19 protein-coding genes are annotated in these 21,189 nt (G+C 36.0%); 3 read left to right on the forward strand and 16 right to left on the reverse strand.

Annotated elements, in window-relative coordinates:
- Positions 1-185 precede the first annotated feature (185 nt).
- Genes BN3004_RS07880 through BN3004_RS07890 form a run of 3 tightly spaced genes read left to right on the forward strand, consistent with a single transcriptional unit; the run spans position 186 to position 4,726 of the window.
- Positions 186-911 carry an ABC transporter ATP-binding protein gene (locus BN3004_RS07880; RefSeq protein ID WP_058260629.1) on the forward strand — a complete coding sequence of 242 codons (726 nt, stop codon included), beginning with the start codon at positions 186-188 and terminating at the stop codon, positions 909-911.
- Complete coding sequence (locus tag BN3004_RS07885; protein ID WP_058260630.1) at positions 895-3,333, forward strand: COG1361 S-layer family protein; 2,439 nt, start codon at positions 895-897, stop codon at positions 3,331-3,333. Before BN3004_RS07880 ends, BN3004_RS07885 begins: the two co-directional genes overlap by 17 nt.
- Positions 3,323-4,726 (forward strand): ABC transporter permease, encoded by a 1,404-nt coding sequence (locus tag BN3004_RS07890; protein WP_058260631.1) that lies wholly within the window; start codon positions 3,323-3,325, stop codon positions 4,724-4,726. Before BN3004_RS07885 ends, BN3004_RS07890 begins: the two co-directional genes overlap by 11 nt.
- Before the next feature lie 99 nt (positions 4,727-4,825).
- On the opposite strand, the gene BN3004_RS07895 is transcribed toward BN3004_RS07890, so the two are convergent.
- The 16 genes from BN3004_RS07895 to BN3004_RS07970 all read right to left on the reverse strand — a co-directional run bounded on the left by BN3004_RS07895 (position 4,826) and on the right by BN3004_RS07970 (position 21,182).
- A complete protein-coding gene (locus BN3004_RS07895; protein WP_058260632.1) occupies positions 4,826-5,953 on the reverse strand; it encodes a phosphodiester glycosidase family protein in 1,128 nt (375 codons plus the stop codon).
- A gap of 114 nt (positions 5,954-6,067) precedes the next feature.
- Entirely contained in the window at positions 6,068-8,167 is a 2,100-nt protein-coding gene (locus BN3004_RS07900; protein ID WP_058260633.1) for an S-layer homology domain-containing protein, read from the reverse strand.
- Positions 8,168-8,181: 14 nt separating this feature from the next.
- A complete protein-coding gene (locus tag BN3004_RS07905; RefSeq protein WP_058260634.1) occupies positions 8,182-8,937 on the reverse strand; it encodes a hypothetical protein in 756 nt (251 codons plus the stop codon).
- Between the two features lie 337 nt (positions 8,938-9,274).
- Complete coding sequence (gene dusB / locus BN3004_RS07910) at positions 9,275-10,255, reverse strand: tRNA dihydrouridine synthase DusB (protein WP_058260635.1); 981 nt, start codon at positions 10,253-10,255, stop codon at positions 9,275-9,277.
- Entirely contained in the window at positions 10,248-11,024 is a 777-nt protein-coding gene (locus BN3004_RS07915; RefSeq protein ID WP_058260636.1) for a type III pantothenate kinase, read from the reverse strand. Before BN3004_RS07915 ends, dusB begins: the two co-directional genes overlap by 8 nt.
- 2 nt (positions 11,025-11,026) lie before the next feature.
- Complete coding sequence (locus tag BN3004_RS07920; RefSeq protein WP_058260637.1) at positions 11,027-11,779, reverse strand: ECF transporter S component; 753 nt, start codon at positions 11,777-11,779, stop codon at positions 11,027-11,029.
- 154 nt (positions 11,780-11,933) lie between these two features.
- Positions 11,934-13,148, reverse strand: coding sequence for a DUF819 family protein (locus BN3004_RS07925; RefSeq protein ID WP_058260638.1), 1,215 nt, complete (start codon positions 13,146-13,148; stop codon positions 11,934-11,936).
- Between the two features lie 386 nt (positions 13,149-13,534).
- A complete protein-coding gene (gene ftsH, locus BN3004_RS07930; RefSeq protein ID WP_082244146.1) occupies positions 13,535-15,346 on the reverse strand; it encodes an ATP-dependent zinc metalloprotease FtsH in 1,812 nt (603 codons plus the stop codon).
- A gap of 1 nt (position 15,347) precedes the next feature.
- Entirely contained in the window at positions 15,348-15,896 is a 549-nt protein-coding gene (gene hpt / locus BN3004_RS07935; protein ID WP_196792499.1) for a hypoxanthine phosphoribosyltransferase, read from the reverse strand.
- Positions 15,886-17,241 carry a tRNA lysidine(34) synthetase TilS gene (gene tilS / locus BN3004_RS07940; protein ID WP_058260640.1) on the reverse strand — a complete coding sequence of 452 codons (1,356 nt, stop codon included), beginning with the start codon at positions 17,239-17,241 and terminating at the stop codon, positions 15,886-15,888. Before tilS ends, hpt begins: the two co-directional genes overlap by 11 nt.
- Positions 17,242-17,331: 90 nt before the next feature.
- Entirely contained in the window at positions 17,332-17,814 is a 483-nt protein-coding gene (locus tag BN3004_RS07945) for a S1 RNA-binding domain-containing protein (RefSeq protein ID WP_058260641.1), read from the reverse strand.
- Positions 17,815-17,838: 24 nt separating this feature from the next.
- Complete coding sequence (locus BN3004_RS07950; protein ID WP_058260642.1) at positions 17,839-18,147, reverse strand: FtsB family cell division protein; 309 nt, start codon at positions 18,145-18,147, stop codon at positions 17,839-17,841.
- Positions 18,148-18,166: 19 nt separating this feature from the next.
- Positions 18,167-18,406 (reverse strand): RNA-binding S4 domain-containing protein, encoded by a 240-nt coding sequence (locus BN3004_RS07955; protein ID WP_058260643.1) that lies wholly within the window; start codon positions 18,404-18,406, stop codon positions 18,167-18,169.
- A gap of 88 nt (positions 18,407-18,494) precedes the next feature.
- Positions 18,495-18,788 (reverse strand): HU family DNA-binding protein, encoded by a 294-nt coding sequence (locus BN3004_RS07960; protein WP_058260644.1) that lies wholly within the window; start codon positions 18,786-18,788, stop codon positions 18,495-18,497.
- A gap of 138 nt (positions 18,789-18,926) precedes the next feature.
- On the reverse strand, positions 18,927-20,495 hold the full coding sequence (locus BN3004_RS07965) for a putative polysaccharide biosynthesis protein (protein WP_058260645.1): 1,569 nt from the start codon (positions 20,493-20,495) through the stop codon (positions 18,927-18,929).
- A 3-nt stretch (positions 20,496-20,498) separates the two neighbouring features.
- Positions 20,499-21,182: a response regulator transcription factor gene (locus tag BN3004_RS07970; protein ID WP_058260646.1), complete on the reverse strand. Its 684-nt coding sequence runs from the start codon at positions 21,180-21,182 to the stop codon at positions 20,499-20,501.
- Positions 21,183-21,189 lie beyond the last annotated feature (7 nt).

Genomic DNA, 21,189 nt, shown 5'->3' on the forward strand with positions numbered 1-21,189 from the left:
TTTATATAAATGCAATATTTATATGTATGAACACATAAACATATATTTATATATCAATACTAATATAACACAAATATATTCAAAATGCAAGAGTTTTTTTTAAATTTTTTAATTCTTTTAACAGTTTTGTATACATTTAAGACGCGCTATATGTTATAATCAAGATATGTAGTAAAGGAGGAAACATGCAAGAAATTATCGAACTGAAAAATTTAAAGAAAGCATTTAAGATCGGTAAAGAAAGTCTTCTTGTACTTAAAGGCATTGACCTAACTCTATATAAGGAGCAAGCGATATGCATTGTTGGACCATCTGGTTCAGGTAAATCTACTCTTTTAAATATGATGGCTGGACTTGAAAAGCCAACGTCTGGGGAGATAGTTGTCGGCGGTATACACATAGAGAATCTTAACGAGGATGACCTAACTAAGTTTAGGCAACTCAATGTTGGTTTTGTGTTTCAATCGTATAACCTCATCCCTACCCTAACAGCACTTGAAAATGTTGGATTGGGTTTGATATTTAAAGGCATACCTAAGAAAGAAAGAGATGAGCGTAGCGCGTATCTACTAGAGAAGGTTGGTTTGAAAGATAGAATGAAGCACAAACCAAGTGAGATGAGTGGTGGTCAGCAGCAAAGAGTAAGTATAGCGAGAGCTTTTGTTAATAAACCGAAGATAGTCTTTGCGGACGAACCAACAGGTAACCTTGATACTAAGACTAGTGTCGAGATTATGGAACTTATGACTACTATGACGAAGAAGGATAAACAGACGCTTATCATAGTAACTCATGACTTAGAAACAGCAGTCTACTCAGACAGAATCGTTCACGTGCGTGACGGTCTGATTGAAAAGGACGAAGTAAACAGAAATAAAAAGGAGGCAGAATTAAGTGAAGAAGATATTTAGCATTTTATTAATAGCTGTAATGATGATAAGCAGCTTGAGTGTGAATATATTTGCAGGTAAGGGTGGATCAGGACCAGTTAGTGAAAATTTGATATCAGATAATTTAGTAGAGCTTAATGCAGATGGAAAAGTAGTTGTAGAATTTAAGTTAGTTAATGCAAATAAAGAAGACTACACTAATATTAAAGCTGAAATTAAAAATAAGAACTGCTACGTTGAAGATTATAAAAGTAAAGATGGTATAATTTATGTAACTGTTAGAGCACCTAAAACAGCTGAGGCAGGAAGATATCGTTTAAATGTTACAGCGCAATACAAAAAAGGTAATGACATTATAAATGTATCTGGAACGTCAATAATAAAGGTCAAAGAATATAGCGGCACACCAGATGTAAATCCAGATACAAATCCTGGCACTACACCAGAAGAAAGACCAAAAGAAAAAATTGATGAAATCGATTTAATAAGTAATTCAACAACAGAATTAAATCCTGGTGATGACGGATCAGTTATTTTTGAAGCAGATAGATTTTTCTTTGGATTAAGTTTCTATGGAGTTAGAGCTACAAGTGATAACCCTAGTAATTGCTACATTGTAAATGCCTATGGTGGCCGTGATGTTGAAGTAAGAGTTAGAATACCTCAAAGCGCTGAAGCAGGTACTTATAAAATTTCTGTTACAGGTAAAACTAGAATTAATGGTGAAGTTGTAAAAGTATCTGGAGAAGCTTATGTAAGAGTAAACGGCGGAAGTCAAAACAAGGCTCAACTAAAAATAAACAGAGTTGACGTTCTACCTGAAGCAAATATTGTACCTGGCTCATATGTAGCTCTTGGATATGAAATTGAAAACATTTCTGATGTTTTAGCGAAAAATATCGATCTAAATATCTCTTTACCTGCTGAAGCTGGTCTATCTGTTAGAGGCGGCACTACTACTCAAAAAGTTAAAGCCATCGAACCCGGTAAAAAAACATATGTTTACTATGAGATGAACGTAGGCAAGACTGCTAAGTTTGGTTCATATGAAATAAAAACTTCACTAAGCTATGAAAGTGAATTTAATAAAGAAGCAATAAAAGAAGAAACATCTGCCTTTATTAATATAGGTGGAGATGCTTCACAAAACTCACAATTAATAATACAAGACCTAAAGTTTCCAGCAGCAACACTTGGAGTAAACAAAACATTCGATGTAAGCTTCAAGATCAGAAATCAAGGTCAATCCGTTGCTAAAAGCATCAGAGCAAGCGCTAAGAGCGACGACCCATCAGGCGTTGTATCAAGAACAGTCTCCGACATACTTGTTAGGGACCTAGCTCCTGGCGAAGAAGAAACAGTTAGCTACAAATTCTTTACAACAAAGGGCGGCTCGACTAAGAACTACCCTATCAATATTAAGATAGAATATCTTGATGATTTTACTGATTCAAAAGAGCCAAAAACTGTTGAGCAAATCGTCGGCGTCTTCCTAAACAACCCAGAAAACATTGGCGATGGTAAAGACGCGAAGAAATCAACACCTAAGCTAATTATAGATAGATACGAATTCACTCCAAAGCTTCCACTTGCTGGAAATGAATTCGAAATGAATCTATCATTCTATAATACAAATGCGAAAAAAGCAGTTAAAAATATTAAGATAGATCTAACAAGTCAAGACACTACTGATAATAACTCAAACACATCAGGCTCATCAGTCTTTACTCCAGTTGATAGCTCAAATACCTTCTACATTGGTAGGATAGCTCCAAATGGCAAAGTTGAAAAAACTATCAAAATGTTTGTTGTGCCAGACGCTACAGCAAAGACATATACTATCACAGCTAATTTTGAATATGAAGACGATGAAAATAACGAGTACAAATCAAGTGAAAATATTGGCGTGCCAGTTTATCAAGAATCAAAACTTGATATTGACCCAATAAATTATCAAACAAACGCCTTTGTTGGTGACAACATCCCTATCACAGCAAACTTCTATAACACAGGTAAAGTTACCCTATATAACTTCAAAGTGACTTTAACATCTGATAACGCCACTATAAACAACGGCACATACTATATCGGTAACTTCAACTCAGGTGGACAAGACATTTATGAAGGCTCAATCATGCCGAATGAACCAGGCGAGATCAAAGCTCAATTGAAATTCTCATATGAGGACTCAACTGGTGAAGTCAAAGAACAAACTGAAGATATTAATATAACAGTTGATGAAGCTCCACCTATGGACCCAGAGCTTGGACCAGACGGAATGCCAATGCCAGACGGCAATATGGCTGTAGACGTGCCATGGTATAAGAATCCGCTATTCTATATACCAACTGCTCTAGTCTTATTAGGAGCAATCGCTTTTGTAATATTTAAAAAGATTAAAAATAAAAATAAAGAAAAGGATCTGAAGATAGATGAAGACTAAAGATCTAATATTGATGAGTTTGAGAAATCTTAATCGTCGTAAATTAAGAACATTCTTAACAGTATTAGGTGTAGTTATTGGCTCCATATCCATCATCATGATGATATCCTTAGGCTTCGGTATGACGGACTCAACTAAAAAGCAGCTTGCATCAGCGGGCTCCTTAACTCAAATAGACATCTACCCCGCCAATAGATATGGTGGCATGGATGAGGAAGATGGTAAGAAGAAAAAAACTGACAAGGTGGCTAAGCTTGACGACGCATCTGTTGAAAAGCTAAAAAAGATTCCTCACGTAGAAGCAGTTCTTGCTACTGAGCAGTTCGAAGCGCAAATCAATGTCAAGAACCTACAAGGCTACGCGAGCATCATAGGCGTTGACCCAGTTGAATACGCGAAGTTCGATATAAGGCTTGACAGCGGTAGAATGCTTCAAGAAGGCGATGTGAATCAAGTGGTAATGGGCCGAGACGTGCTTAGATGGTTAAGCAACCCGCAAAGGCCTCGCATGGGAGCCTCGCAGCAAGAAGAAAGAGACCCTCTTACAACGAAGATGTTTTTAACGCTTAATCAAGCTGGTGGCTACGACCCAGATGGTAAAATCAATGAGGCTAACAAGCCTAAGCAAAAATATCAAATAGAAGCAGTCGGCGTATTTAGAGATGATGACTATGAAAATAATTATTATATCGTTATGCCGATAGATTATCTTAGAAAGATGAAAAAGGATGCCAAAAAATTACAAGCAGGCAATAGGCAAAATGGCTACAATGACTATATGTTTGGCGGACGTCAAGATAAGGAAAATAAATACAATAACATCAAAGTTAAAGTAGATAATGTTGACAACGTTCAAAAAGTTCAAGAGCAAATCGAAGCTATGGGTCTTAAGCCGCACTCGCTAAACGATATCCTAGTCGAAATCAATAACTCATCTAAAACACAAAGACTGATACTTGGCGGTATCGGCGCCGTATCCTTACTTGTCGCAGCCATCGGTATCTCGAATACCATGGTCATGAGTATATATGAAAGAACTAAAGAGATCGGCGTTATGAAAGTTATAGGTGCGAGCGTCTCCGATATTAAAAAGATGTTCCTTACTGAATCAGCTTTCATCGGGCTACTCGGCGGCCTAGTAGGTATAGTCCTCAGCTACGCGATAAGCGCCCTCATCAATTACTTGGGCGTGAAATATGGCTTTGCTGCCAATATGTCTGGAGGCGGATTCTCGCCAGACTTTGATCCATCTCAGTTAAAGATGTCAATCATACCAGCTTGGCTAGCACTAGCGTCCTTAGTGTTCTCAGCACTAATAGGTATAGTATCAGGTTACTTCCCTGCTAAGAAAGCAACTAAGCTAAGTGCACTTGAAGCGATGAGACAAAACTAAATAGATAAAGGCAAAAGAGTGAGCAAATTAATCTGCCCACTCTTTTTTCGCATAACGATGGCGATGGACTCATCCATCGCCAATATTTATCTTTATAATCTATTTCTTCTTCTCTGGCTTTACATCTTGTACTAAAAATACTGTGTTAAGCGCTCTTCCTGCATTTCTAAAGTACTTGCCATTCGCGTACATAGCGCTCGATGCGCCGCCATCAAGATTAAAGGCGTCAGTGCAGCCAAGGTCTTGCATTATGCCTGTGATTTGCGCCATAGTTCCCGAAGTAGTCACCATGACTAATTGATTTGACTTATTGATGCCTATCAAGGTTCTTGCGCCTGCACCAGTCGTCATCTTTGCTTCCATGCCCTTTACATACGTTTCGTAAACGCTATTTGTGTTTTCTATTAGTAATGGTCCTGCTGAGATTATCTCAGTCACTTTTGTATATGGAATTTTTTCTCCATTGTAATCAAAATCAGTTTCAGTCACAAAGCCGTCTTTAGTCTTCTTTGATAATACTAGTTCAAGTTCAACAGTTCTTCCAATTTTGAATCTATCATCAATATATTTATCGTCGCAAGCCTCTTTGCCATAGTAAATAATGTAGCCATTCTTTGGTAAAACCATGTTTTCAGATGATTTATATACTTTACTTACTTTATTATCAACAACTTCTATAACAGTTCCGCCGCCAAACTTAGTAGGAGCGTTTCTATATGAATTATATACGTATGCAGTCATTTCGCTTGTTAAATTGCCATTGACATCCCAAATCTCAAAAGTGTTTGCTTTATTTGGTATAGTCCAATCATTCTCCCTTAATCCATCAAGAAAGCCATTGTAGCGAAGAAAGCCTTGTACTATCTTAAATTTATTTTTATCAAAAACAAGTAGACTCGCGTGATCGCCAGACATGTTTATCATCGTGCCCTCAGTCATTTGTGTGCCATATGGGTAGTAGCCACCCTTGTATGCTTCAAAATAATTTGCATTTATCGCTGCTCTTGGCTTGTATGACGCGATATAATTTTTGAAATTCGTAACGCCAACTTGCTTCATATTTGGCTTAACCACCTTAAAAGCAGTAGTATCGTCAGCTGTAACAGTAATTACATTGCAGCTTCTGTTTCTAAGCTTCACTTGTTTCACTTCAGTCTTTGCGAGTAGATTCACTTGACTTGCAAGTATCATGATGACCATGACTAGCGCCAATATTTTCTTCTTCATAATACTACCTCTCTTCGTTTACTTTATTCTATTATATAAGAAATGAAATATAATTGCAAGAGAAAAGCTGAAGTATTTCTACCTCAGCTCTTAATCTTATTTAGCTAGTTAATCTTATTTATCGTAAACAAAAGTTTTTAAGTTAACGTTTAGCCAATTTTCTTCAATTGTTCCTTGTCTAGTGTAGTCATGACCATTGCATGCTTCAACAATGTCGTAGAATGCCCAGTGAGTAGGAGTATCAGTAAATCTAAGTATTGCTGATCTATGTTTAGTAATAAAATCTTTGTCAGCACGTCTTGTAAGCATTCTATTTGTGATACTAACTACTTCAGCTCTTGTAATTTTGTTTTCAGGCTTAAATGTGCCGTCAGGGTAACCACTTACCCAACCAGCACTTGCTGCCTTAGCTATAACATCATTAGCCCAGTGAGTATATGGAACGTCAACAAATCCTTGAAGTCCACCGCCAAATAGATTAGCAAATCTAGTTGCCATAGCAGCAAACTCAGCCCTTGTAATACTCTTTTCTGGTTTGAAAGTTCCATCAGGATAACCCTTTATTAAACCAAGCTCATTCATGTAGCTAATAGCTGTCGCAGACCATCTAGTATTTGATAAGTCTTTAAAATTATGATTGTAAATGTGTCCCTTTATTGGTCTTCTGACCATAAGTCTTGAGAACATTACTGCAACTTCTTCTCTAGTCATGTTGTTATTTGGTCTGAATGTTGCGTCCTTATATCCGACCATGTATTGATAGTGATCATTAATGTTTAGCATTGGCTCTTCATCAGCTGTTTCACGCTCATCATCATATCTTCTGTCTTTCTTGTAAATAGCGTAAACAGTCATGTCTTCATAAACTACAGTGTCACCAGTAAATGTCATGCCGCTTCCGTCAGGCATAGTGTTCCACTCGATAAACTTGTATCCTCTCTTTTCTGGATCTCTTGGCATATAGCTGTTTTGGTTTATGGATGTGCCTTCATAAACTTCTCTTTCATCGTAGTATCTGTCGTTATTAATGAATGTAACAACTGGATTATGGCTTGCTTTTCTTTCTTCAACATTAAAAGTATAAGAAATTAAATTTGGTTTGTTTTTATCAGCAGCTGCGTCTGTACCTTCATTTGATTGTTTTGCTGCAAAAACAACAAATCTTCTAATTCCATCTGTTGTTTTATTAAATTTTAAATTATCTAAAACACTTTTATTTTTTGATAAAATAATATCATACATGCCTGCGATAGAAGCTGTTATAGTATAATTTTTATTATTTTTAATTGAATTATTAAACTTTATACCCTTAATCTTCAAAGTCACATTTGGATTCCACTTATTAAGAGTGTTATAAAAATCAATATAGTTCATTGTAGGTTTGATATTGTCTTCATCTGCATAAATAATAATTTTCTTTCTGTCACTATCATTACTTCTTAACTCTTCATGTTTTAAATTATATCCTTCTAAGCCTTCTATTTCAAATTCAGCATCTTCAGTAAGTATAGCTTCTTTTGGAAAATCTAAAGTAAATGCAAATTTATCATCTTTTCTTGCATACCCATTTCCTTTTTTGCCTATTCCACGTAGATATCCATCTGAAATACCCATTACTAATCCATAAGTGTTCTCGGCTTTAACTAGTGTAGATAAATCAACTGTTAAAGCTAAATCCATACTTGAATCATTTTTATAAGTATCTATTGAAGAAGAGTCTACACTATTAATTTTATACATATCACCATAAATGTTAAAATCATTTATATTCATTATTGTATCTTTATTTAAATCAATATTAAACTCATTCCAGTCATTGTAAGGTTTATTATTATCTTTAAAAGCATCATAGTCTTGATTAAGTAATCTTCTAAAATCATCAACTATCTTCTTCCCACCAGCCATAATTGTACCATCATCACCAAAATAATCAAATAATGCAGTTCTATCAGTTCTAATTCCAGTGTTTAGCCATGGATAATACAATTCATCTACTTTTATATTTGTACCTAATTTAGATTCTTTATTAGGATTAACGCCTATTGGGACTGCATTTAGTCCATCTTTCTCAAGTTCAACCCAATAATTATCTTTTATCCATCCATCAACATCATCTCCTGTTACAATCGGGCCGAATTGTGCATATGAATTTAATGGAATTACAGATAATATTAATCCTAGTAAAAGAAAAAGCGAAATAATTTTTTTCTTCATTTATATTTACTCCTTTATTTTACAATGCTTATTTCATGTTTTTTAAGCTCAACATCAACTAATTGCGTTCCACTAAATTTGTTTCCACCTTTAAATAAAGCGCAAACACCTTCAGAACTAACATTTCCTAAAGTATCTTGATTATTATTTGTGATATCTACAGAGTATGGAATACTTATTTCAATCTTGTGTCCTGTTTCACCTTTAATTTTTTCATACATAGCAAAGAATCCTTGATAATCATTCCAATTACCTAAATAAAATCTTAACTTAAAAGTTTTTCTTTTTTCATCCTTTACATTCGCAAAATCTTCTATTTCAATCTTACTTACAAGTGTTGTGCCTGATTTAAGTTCAATATTGTCATAATCAATATTAAAATTGTTAGGGAATGTTACAGTTAGATCAACTGTAGGAAATTTATCTCCTTTATTAAACATAACAAAATTTTCAGCTTTGCCAAACCAATAAACGTGACCTTTATAATCCTTTTCATATTTATTATAAGCCCCTTCGAATAAATCAGTTGCTTCTGCTGAGCCTACAATCTTGCCCTTATAAATAGTTTTTCCGTCATCATTTGTAAATTCATTTTCTTTAAAATTGTTTACTACATTTGATAAATCAACCCAACCATCAATTGTCCATCCCTCTTCTTTGTATCCGCTTTTAATATTATTTGCAGCAAATACACTTACACTGCCTACAATAACTGTAAGCAACATTACTAGAGCTAATGCTAAGCTCATAATCTTTTTTGTCCTTTTCATTTTTCTTCCTCCTTATATTTTAATTTTTGCATAAAAAAAGTTGACAAAGAACCTACCGGTAACGGTAAGTACCTTTATCAACTTCAAAAATTACACGAAAATAAGACAGAAAACTAGCTGTCTGTCTGTCTGTCTGTCTGTCTGTCTGTCTGTCTGTCTGTCTGTCTGTCTGTCTGTCTGTCTAACGATTTTCTCAAATCAAACATTATTTGTCAACTCTTTTCGTTATTTATATCATAATTATACAACATTTTTTATACTATTTCAATATATTTTATTCTTATTGTAATAATATTTTATTCTTTATTGTAATAATATTTTGTGTTATAAAATTTTTCTATACATAAGTATTGTTTTTTAAATTTTCTCTATACTTTAGCAAAATTTCATATATCTCATCAAAGTCTTTGCTCTCGCAGATTGCATTCTTCACCTTGGCTGCGTTTCTTAAGCCTTTGATGTACTGTAAGAGCTGCTTCTTCATATTGTTTTTTAATAGCTCCTTGGGATATAGTTCTAGATCTAGGTCCATGTGCCTTAGTGCGACGTCTATCTTTTGGTATTCTTCTGAAATATACTCTTCGCCTTTTAAGTAGCTAGCTATCTCTTTAAATAAGAATGGATTTGCAAGTGCCCCTCTACCTATAGCGACGCCCGCTGCCCCTGTCACTTCAAGTATCTTAATGTAATCATCAAGGCTCGCCACATCGCCATTGGCAATGACGGGTATACTGACTGCATCTACAATCTTTTTGATGTAGTCCCAATTGGCGTGTCCTGTGTAGAAGGCCTCTCTCGTCCTTCCGTGAACGGTGATTGCGTCCGCTCCAGCATCTTCTATCGCCTTAGCGTTCTCTACGCCATTAAGGTGCTCATCGTCCCAGCCGATGCGTATCTTTACAGTAATGGGCTTAGTCGAAGCGCTCTTCGCAGCTTTTACTACGCTATATACTTTTTCTGTATCTTTTAAAAGCGCGCTGCCATCGCCATTCTTAGTAATCTTTGGCATAGGGCAGCCCATGTTTATGTCTAGGATATCGATGTCCATAGCGTTTAAGTGATCTTCAATCGCTCTTTTGTAGTCATCCTCATCGCTTCCAAAGATTTGAACTGCGTAGATGGCTTCGTCCTTTATCCTTTTAGTTAGATCCAAGGTCTTTTTGTCACCATGAACAAGGCCCTTGACGTTAACCATCTCGGATACCGTCATGCCAGCGCCTAGCTCACAGGCTATGTGCCTAAAGGCGTAGTCGGTGAAGCCTGCCATCGGCGCTAAGACTAGTGAATTTTTTATCTCAAAATTCGATATTTTAAGCATGATTCATCTTGTAAATTTCATAAAGGCCTAATAATGTTAGATTTGGCTCGATTAAATTAACATATTCGCTATGAACCGCGACTTTTTCAGCAAGTCCGCCTGTTGCAACGATTAGGACCTCATCCTTTGTCTTTCCTATCTCTTGTAAAATCTTCTTTATGATGTAGTCCATCTCACCAATCTTTGAGTTCATTATACCGCTTTTGATGCTCTCAACAGTGTTTTTGCCAAGAACGTGCTCAGGCATTTCAAGCTCAACGCGTGGAAGCTTTGATGTTCTCTCAGATAGAGCGTCCATCGATATCTTAAAGCCTGGCGTAATGATGCCGCCTAAGTAATCACCTTTTTCATTTAAGTAGTGATAAGTGTTTGCTGTACCTAAGTCTATGACTATAGCGGGCTTATTTGTGATGGCTCTAACGGCTACTGAGTTTACTATATTGTCCGAGCCAACCTCCTTTGGATTGTCCATAACGATGTTGATCTTTGTCTTAAGGTTTTTGCCGACAAGCTCTGCGTCGACCCCAAAATATTTTTTGATTGCATCAATCAGTGGTCCTGTCACAGGCGGCACCACCGATGAGATGATGGCTGCATTTATATCTTTTGCATCGACTTTTGCAAAATCTAAAAAGTCATGAAAGATGATACCATATTCATCCAAAGTTTTATCCTTATCAGTCGATAGCCTAAAGCTTTCTTTCATATTATTATCGTCGAACAAGCCTAAAACTATGTTAGTATTGCCGACATCCATTGCTAATAGCATAATTATCTCCTCTCAATTGCTAGTACTCTTGAAGCAATAACAGTCACCGCTACTATGGCTATGATGAGTTCAGGAATTGCGTTTGTTGTTGCAATCGCAAGTATATAGCCCTTCGATGCTCCTGCTTCTAGTCCAAGCGCTACCTCTATAAACGTGCCATAAATTAAATACATAAATGACAAGACAAGTCCAGTGTTTACAAGCGTTCCAACGAAAGTCGGCACGACTATGTCAAGTCTGTACTTTTTCGAGCCTTTGATGATAAAGGCAAGTATCATAAGTGTAAGCAGCAAGAATACTGCGTTAACAACTTTGATTATGGTCTTGATCTCAGGACTTCCGACATATAGGATGACCCATCTTAAGTAGTAGATGAAGATCAGCGTAAACACTGTTAGAGTGATCGCTTTGTTAGTTTTTTCATCTCTTTTACTCATAAATTTAAACACAAGACCCGATAGTAGTCCAATCAAAACTCTTGGCACAACCGCTATAATCGGGTTTAAAAATACTAGGGATATAGGATTTGGCTTGATGATAGCATTGATTATGCTTGTTATGCCAAAAACAAATCCGACTATGGCCCCAATAAGTGGACCTTCTAGTATACCCGCCAAGATGACTGGTATATGTAGTGTTGTTGCATTAGTTAGACCAACTGGCACGAAGCCTATCGGCGTAAATGCGAATAGTAGTACGATAGCTATGTATATAGCTGTGTACGCAACTCTTTTTGAGTTCTTGCTCATGTTCATAAAATTACCTCCATTCCGGTTCACTAAGGATACCGTTTGTTTTACGATAAATATTATAGCACAAAAAGCATTACCATTGCAATGATTAAAAAAATAAGCAGCCAATATAATGACTGCTTACTCTGTAATAATATAGTTTACTAATTAATTCTTTTTATTGTAGTATTGTTCCTACTAAAATACCGTACCAGTTACCTAATACGTAGCCAAGTGTACCAACTAATAGTGCTGGAACGATAAGTGCTTGCCAGCCCTTAGATACAGCCATAGCTGCTGCTGTTGTTGGTCCACCAACGTTTGCGTTTGAAGCAATGATAACTTCTTCGATTGAGAATTTGAATATCTTGCCAAATAGTAGTGATATGATTAAGTTTGTGAATACTATGATAGCTGCTAGTGCTAATAGTAGTGGAGATTGTTCGATGATTAACTTTAATGAAGCTGGTGCTCCGATTACAGCGAAGAATAAATAGATTAAGAAAGTACCGATTTCTTGGCTGCCGTTAATCTTTTCGAAGAAGCCGCTAAATACTGATGCAAGTATCATAGTGATAGTTGTCATGATTAAGTATTTGTTACCTAATAGACCGTTAAATAATTGCAATACAAAGTTGCTTGTAGGTATAACTGAACCTAAGAATGAAGCAATAAGGTCTGATACAGTAACGATTAGGAAGGCACTTGCAACTACTGTTGCTATATCAAGTAATGATATATCCTTTGCTCCCCAATATTGAGCTGCCATAGTCTTGCTGCTGTCTTTAAGATCAGCGTTCTTTTCAAGTTCATCGATGTATGGGTGTTTGTAAGCTTTTTGTATGAATGTCATACCTGGTAGAGCTATAAGCACGAAGAAGTATATAGCCATAAGTAGGTTATCTGCAACTAGTGCCGCACTTGTAATTGATTGATCAACTGCATAGTTGTCAGCCATAGCTACGAAGTTAACACTACCACCTGTGTATGTTCCTGTGAACATAGGGATAATATTGCCAATATCTGATATAGCGCCTCTTAAAATATAAAATGCTGCAAAAGAACCAAGTATAGTTCCTAATGAACTTAGTAGATAAATAATGAATACTCTACCTGATTCTCTAGCAATCTTCTTGATATTTGCTTTGAATAATAGCATAGGTACTGCTAGAGGTACTACGTAGTCCCAAACCGCATCGTAAACTGGTGCACCAGCTGGTATAAAGTTTACGTTTGATAGTATCATAGTGATAGTTAGCGCTAGGATACAACCTGTTACCTTGTTTGCCCATTTGTACTTTTGTTCTAGGAATATAGCTAGAGCTGCTGAGCAGGCTAAAACTGACCATAGAGCCCAAGTATTCTCAGGCGAAATAAAACTTGCTAAAAACATAAAATCACTCCTTTATAGTAAACTATTACAATAATAATTATATCACTAGATAAATATTTTTTCAAGTATAAATGCTCATTTGTATAAATTTTTCTTATTCTTTATTGAGTATTTGCTAAATTAATCAATAGTGAGTGCCCTATGCTAATGCTTTTGCACACCATATTGCACCCGCGCGACAGATGTCATATGCTCGTCATATATCATTTGCCCGTCGTATGCCATCTGCTCGTCATATGTCACCCGCTCGTCATATGCCATCTGCCCGTCATTTGCCATCTGCTCTTCATATATCATCTAATCGCCATATCTCATCTATTAGGACCTTGCTTAGCAAAGCTATTAGCAAAATAAAAAAGCACCTGCCTAAGCAAGTGCTCTATATGCTATTCACCAAGAACTTCTAAAAATTCTTTTCTATTAATTGTTTCTTTTTCAAGAAGTGTTTGAGCTAATTTCTCTAGCTTATCCTTATGCTCTAAAAGTATTTGTGTTGCTTCTTCTTTTGCTTTCAAGATAAAGTCTTTGATCTCTTGATCTATAGCATATTGAACTGCTTCTGAATAAACTTTCGTTCTGCCATAGTCCCTGCCGATGAAAACATTTTCGCCTTCATTGTCGTAGCAAACTGGTCCAAGCTTATCACTCATACCGTAAACAGTAACCATGTTTTTCGCAAGGTCTGTAGCTCTCTCGATGTCGTTTGATGCGCCTGTAGATATATCTTTGAAGATAATCTCTTCAGCTATTCTACCACCAAGTAAGGACTTAAGCATATTCTCCATCATGGACTTTGTTGTGTAATTAAAGTCTTCTTTTGGAAGATATTCTGTGAAGCCGCCTGCCCTGCCTCTAGGAACTATAGTTATCATGTTTACTGGATATAATTCGTCTGTGTAGTGACTAACTATTGCATGGCCTGCTTCGTGGTAGGCAACTATCTGTCTTTCTTTTTCTATGACTGTTTGTGATTTCTTTTCCGGTCCTGCGACTACCTTGATTGACGCTTCTTGAACTAGTCTCATAGGTATCTTGTCTAAGTTTTCTCTTGCAGTTAATAGAGCCGCCTCATTTAGAAGGTTCTCTAGGTCTGCTGGTGAGAAGCCAACAGTTTTTTTAGCAATATTTTCAAGGTCAACATCTTCATCTATCTTTTTGTTCTTTGCATGAACTTCAAGTATTGCCTCTCTCGCCTTTACGTCAGGAAGTGAAACGTAGATATTTCTATCGAATCTACCCGGTCTTAATAAGGCTTTATCTAGTATGTCAGGTCTATTAGTTGCCGCCATAACGATGATGCCTTCGTTTTGCGAGAAGCCGTCCATCTCTACTAAGAGTTGATTAAGTGTTTGCTCTCTTTCGTCGTTACCGCCACCAAGGCCAGCGCCTCTTTGTCTACCAACAGCATCGATTTCATCGATAAAGACTATGCACGGAGCATTCTTCTTCGCTGTTTGGAATAAATCTCTTACTCTTGAAGCACCAACGCCGACAAACATTTCCACAAAGTCTGAACCACTTATAGTGTAGAATGGCACTCCTGCTTCACCAGCAACGGCCTTAGATAGATATGTTTTACCTGTACCTGGCTCACCAACTAGCAAAACGCCTTTTGGTATTCTCGCGCCAAGCTTGATATACTTCATAGGATTTTTTAAGAAGTCAACTATTTCAAATAGCTCTTCTTTTTCTTCGACAAGTCCTGCAACGTCCGCAAATTTAACGACTTTGCCATTGACAGTTTTGGACTCTCTTGCTCTGGATCTACCAAAGTTTTGAGGGCTCGTTCCATCTTGACCTCTTGGTGATACTAAAGCTCTCATGATAAACATGAAGAATATCATTGATCCAAGCATCATTAGTATGTTTATCATCATTGAGTTATCTCTAGGCATAGTAACGTCGTATTGAAGCTTGTCCGCTATAACTCTGTCTTTTACATAATCATCGTAAATGGATTTCCATACGTTCGGGTCTACCTCTACGTAATCGCTCTTGCCATCGTTCTTTGTATATTTAAATCCGTAACCTTCTTGGCTAATTCTCTTTACTTTTCCATCTTTAATATCGTTTATGAAGGTATTGACATTGGCCCTGTCCTCTTCAAAAAAGCTGCCCGAGAAAAATCTCAGTGACACGAAGACAAGTATCAATATAAATGCATAAACAATTATATTTCTCATTGAAGATCTTCTCAATTTATTCCTCCTCACTTAAACAAGTTTCGTCTAAAACTCCAATATATGGCAGATTCCTTAAGTGCTCGTTATAATCAAGGCCGTAGCCGATAATGAACTTATCAGGTATTTCAAAGCCAACGTAGTCAACTTTTATATCTACGACTCTTCTTTCACTTTTGTTAAGCAGTGTAACTATCTTAACTGATTTTGCTCCCTTATTTAAAAGGTACTCATGAAGACACTTTAGCGTAAATCCTGAGTCGATGATATCTTCGATAATCAGTATGTCTTCGCCTTTTGGATCAAACTCCATATCTAGCTTTATATTAACTTGGCCATCTGATTTAGTCTTGTTACCATAGCTTGACGCTCTCATAAAGTCTACTCTAAGCTCGTGATTATCAACGTTTTTTATTAAATCACCCATAAATACAAAGGATCCCTTTAGTATACCAACGAAGATTGGGCTCTTGCCTTTGTAATCCTCAGTCAATTGTTTTGCTAGTTCTAAAACTTTTGCTTGAATTTCTTCTTCTGTGAACATTATTTCTTTAATTCTATAAGCCATCATTACCCTCCATTATAACGTTTAGATAGTTTTTAGTTTTGCTACTTGCCCTATATTTATCAGCGATGTCGTAGCCCACAACGCAGGCTATCTCGTCACCATTCATCAGAAACAAAACTTTACTTCTATCGTCCGAAGACACTTTTTTATCAACAAAGTAGTCCTTAATCTTCTTAGTGCCCTTCATGCCAAAGGGGTTAAACCTATCGCCGCTGCGTCTATTTCTAAGACTAAGCTTACCAGTCAATAAATCGTAATCTAGGTACTTTTTGCTAAGTATTTTATCACTTAATACAAATTTAAATTTACTGCCATAAATATTGTATACTTTATCCAATTTAAAGTCAAGCGATATTTCTTCTGAAAGCTCATTAATATCAAGCTTTTTGAATATAGTTTTGTCAAAATCATTCACAAGATAATGCTTGCCATCTATATCATATTTTTTACCCGAATCGAGCTTAATTAAATTAATCATATCCTCGATATTGTCTTTGCTGATATTGTTTAAATAATTTAAATTATCTCTTAAAAATTTTCTTAAAACAAGAGTCTTTTCGTAGTGATTAAGATTGTTGAAGCCCTCTCTATCAATGGTATTAGCCTTAACTATGTCAATGTACTTATCGTTAATAATGCCATTGAGATAAAGATTATTTTCTTTTGCAATAGAGGCTAGTCTCGACATAGACGAAACGATATTCTCATTAAAATTCTTTTTGATAAATGGAATAATCTCGTTACGAATCATGTTTCTTTTGTAATCGTTAGTGAAGTTCGTCGAGTCATCGACGTAATGGATATTATTTTCTTTTAAAAAATCAAGTATCTCTGACTTTTCAAAGCAAAGTATAGGCCTTATGTAAAAGTCCCTTCTTAATGGAATCGATTCAAGTCCATCGAGCCCTGTGCCTCTAAATATATTTAGGAATATGGTCTCGGCCACATCGTTTTCATTGTGAGCTATGGCGACCTTATCTGCCTTGTGCTTTTCCTTAATCTCTTCGAAGAAAAGGTATCTTAGCTTGCGGCCCGCCTCTTCGCAAGTAAGTGAGTGCTCCTTGGCGTAGCCTGCCATGTCGATGTGATCTACTTCATATATAAGTCCGTTTTTTTCTGCGAGCTTCTTAACAAAGTCTTCATCTCTTTGTGCTTCAGCGCCTCTAAGGCCATGATTCACGTGAGAGACTATAATCTTAAGATTATAATTATCTTTGATAGCTAAAAGCATTTCAAGCATAAAAACGGAGTCAGAGCCGCCTGATACAGCGCTGACTATGGTATCGCCCTTATCGATTAAATTATTTTCTTCGATGAAATTTTTGAACTTTTCTAATGTATTCATAATAACCTCTGCTCTTAGAAAAAATATATAAAGTAAAATTAAAGGCTGAACAAATTGTTCAACCTTGCTAAATTCATATTGCTTAAGAAGCTATCTATCGTAATTACCCTTCTTTGAGTGATAGCTGCTCCTTCTGTTTTCTTTAAACTTCATTTGATCCATCTTCTCAGTACTTTCTTTTAAAAATCTTGAGATCTTATCTTCGAAGCTTAAATCTTGAGACTCTGTCTTTTCTCCTTCCCAAGTGTAAACCTTCCTAGCTTGTGGCTTAGAAAAATCTTTTCTTGGCTTTGAGAAATCTTTTTTATTATTAAAATCTCTTTGCTTAACAAATTCTTTTTTTGGAAGAGTTTGCTTAATTGACAAACTTAGCTTTCCGTTCTCATTTGACAAAACTTTGGCTTTAACCTCTTGTCCCTTCTCTAAAACATCTGAAACGTTTTCCACGTAATCATTTGATATCTCCGAGATATGTACAAGACCATTTTGCCCACCTTCTATTTCGATAAAAGCACCGAAATTAGTAATATTAACAACTTTTCCACTCACGATGTCTCCAACTGAAAGCGTCATAAAAAACAAAATCCTCCTTAATTATTATTTGTTTTCCTTAAATATATCAGTGTCGACTTTGTCAACAACTTTTATTTCTTTAGGCTTAATCATGCCTAATTCATCTCTAGCTATTAGTTCAATAAATTCTTGAGTTTTGGACTTAGAAAGCAATACCTTTACGTCTGATATTTCATCCTTAAGTTCTGCAATCTCCTCTTGCTTTGCCTTATCTTCTTTCACTAATTTATTGTAAGTTACTACTTGATTATATAAGTGGATTGACACAATTAATAATAAGGATATAACACCTAACTTAAATGCTGTAATACCACCTTTTTTATTTTTTTTCATAATCATCACTCCTTACAAATCATAGCTCTTTATACATCAGCTTAGCCTGATCCTTGTTTGGACTCTCCATCAAGGATAGTACTTCATAGCTTCTGTGCTCATCGTTAAACGTTGTCGTTATAACGTCGCCAATTTTTAATTCGTCGCCTGGCTTAGCTACTTTAGAATTTATAAGTATCTTGCCGCTCTTCGCAGCATCGTTAGCTACTGTTCTTCTCTTAATAATTCTCGATAGTTTTAAAAACTTATCAAGTCTCATGAAATCACCCTTATGTACATCGTAGAAAGTCAGGCAGAGCCTGACTTTTTACTTATTCTGCTAAAATAAACTTCCCTTAGGGTCTAGCTTATTTTCTTTTTCCTTTAGTGTTAACAGTTTCTTTTAAAGTCTTACCAGCTTTGAAAACAGGTGCTTTTGATGCAGGAATCTTAATTTTTTGCTTAGGATCTCTTGGGTTTCTTCCTTCTCTAGCTTTTCTGTCCTTTACTTCGAAAGTACCAAAGCCAACTAATTGAACCTTATCACCTTTTTTAAGTGTTTCAGTAACAACACCTGTAAAAGCGTTTAGACAAGCTTCAACGTCCTTCTTAGTCATTTCAGTTTTTTCAGCCATAGCTGCAACTAATTGAGATTTGTTCATAATAAATCCTCCTTTTAAAAAGTGCTTTGAAAAGCCATTTGCGGCTCTTCTATACTTATATTATAACCTATTTTCGCTAAAAATCAAGGTTTTTTTGCATTTTTTTCTAATTTTATTGAAAAAATAGCGATTTTTTTGCTATTTTGATATAAAATCTTCTATTTTTACCAATTTTAGTAAAAGTGCAAGACCAGCATAAACTATAATCCCAAAGGAAATCGATAGCGATGTCGATATCAAAAGTGAAAATCTCATGCTTAAAAGTTCATATACTATCTTAACTGAGACAGCCATAATTATGCTTATGGCTAAAACTTTTATCGCGTAAGATAATAAATTATATTTTTTATCGACTATCTTTTCTAGATCGATATAGTTTAGTACCATAGCTACTAAGAATGCGACAACTGTACTTATTGCCGCGCCTTTTACATTAAAGTAGCTGATGCCAGTTAATACGTATGTTAAAACGATTTTAACGAGTGAGCCAATCACGAGATTCTTAACTGGCTTTTCTGGGCTGCCTACCGCTTGAAGTATGGCAGTAAGTATCTGTATCAAACATAGGCAGATAAGGCTTATTGATAGTATGCTAAGCAGTTCAGCTGTGCCATTTATGGCCTCAGGCGAATTATTATAATATATTAAGGATATGATTGGTTTACTTAGCGCGATAAAACCTAGTGCACATGGAAAGGCAAAAAGGCAAGTAAACTTAAGTCCACTATATATCGTTTGATGCATTTTTTCATGATCATTTTTAACCATGTAAGCAGAAACTAGTGGCACTATACTCATTGACAAGGCTATGGATATAGCTTGAGGCATGTTAATAAGTGTTGTCGCCATACCCTTTAACCAGCCGAACATATCGTTCGCCTGCTCCATAGTGTAGCCTATGTCTGTTAATCTCATAAATACTAGCTTTGTATCGATGAAGTCCATAAGTGGATTGATTGACGCGCCTATGGTGATGGGAACTGCTATGGCTAAGATGTCTCTTATTACTTCCTTATCATCATAGATGAAGCCGCTCTCATCAAGTCTTTCTTCTTCCTTATATGATTTATAATTAAATAAAAATACTATAAGCAAAAATAAAAAGCCGAAGAAGGCTCCGATTGAACCGCCTGATTGTGCTGCACCTGCTGCAACGGCTACGCCATACATCTTTAGGGCGTACTTTGTAAGCATTAGCCCAAAGATTAGTTTGAATAGCTGCTCTATAACTTGTGAGATGGCTGTCGGCACCATATTTTCCTTGCCTTGATAAAAGCCTCTAAATGATGACATCAACGGTGCAAATATAAGGGCTGGTATAAGTGCGACTAAGGAGTACCAGCTGTTTTCATTTTGCAAAAAGCCAACTATTTGGTGGCTGAAAACGTAAACAAAGAGCGCACTCGCTATACCCAGTATGAACATAAGCTTTGTCGACTCTCTGAATACTTTATGTGCTGCCTTTACTCTTCCTAGCGCATAATTCTCTGAAACAAGCTTGGCAACCGCTATCGGTAGGCCCGCTGTTGATATAGTTAAGAGTATTTGATACACAGGATAAGCCGCTTGATAGTAGCCAATCCCTGTATCCATAATGATGTTTGTTATAGGTATTCTATATACAGCGCCTATAATCTTAACTAAGATGCCCGCTATAACAAGAATAAAGGTATTCTTAAAAAATTTATTTGTTTTTTTCTTTTCCATATATTAATCTACGAAGTAGTAGCCTACCCCCCATTTAGTCTTTAAAAATTTTGGTCTCTTGCTGCTCTCTTCTATCTTGTTTCTAAGCCTTCTGATGTGAACGTCAACAGTCCTTTCATCGCCGTAGAATTGATAGCCCCAAACCTTTTCCAATAGGTCCTTTCTCGAGAAAACAACTTCTTTATTTGAAGCAAGTATATAGAGTAAATCAAATTCCTTGCCTGTTAGTGAAATTTCTACACCATCTTTAAAAAGTTTTCTGCCAATGGTGTTTATGGTGAAGTGATTAAACTCAAGTATATTGTTCTTCGAATCGTCATTTGCGCCTTGAACTCTTCTAAACAAGGACTTCATCCTAGCTTTAAGCTCAAGAATATTGTAAGGCTTAACTAAAAAGTCATCTGCACCATATTCAAGTGCAAGTATCTTTTTAATCTCTTCCTTATTATTTGTCGATATGATTATGGCGACGTTTGAGTCCCTTCTGATGTCTTGGCATAGATTGAGACCGCTCTTGTCTGGCAAGTCTATCTCCATAATTATTAAATTATACTCATTTGGCTTAAGAAGCTTTTGTGCCTCTTCAGCGCTATATGCTGTATCTATAAGATACTCATCTTGTTCTAGACTGTATTTGAGACCCTGAACAAAGGTTTCATCACTATCTATTAATAAAATCTTTTGCATATATACT

Origin of the sequence: Fenollaria timonensis (assembly GCF_001457835.1) — a bacterium.
Classification (GTDB): domain Bacteria; phylum Bacillota; class Clostridia; order Tissierellales; family Peptoniphilaceae; genus Fenollaria; species Fenollaria timonensis.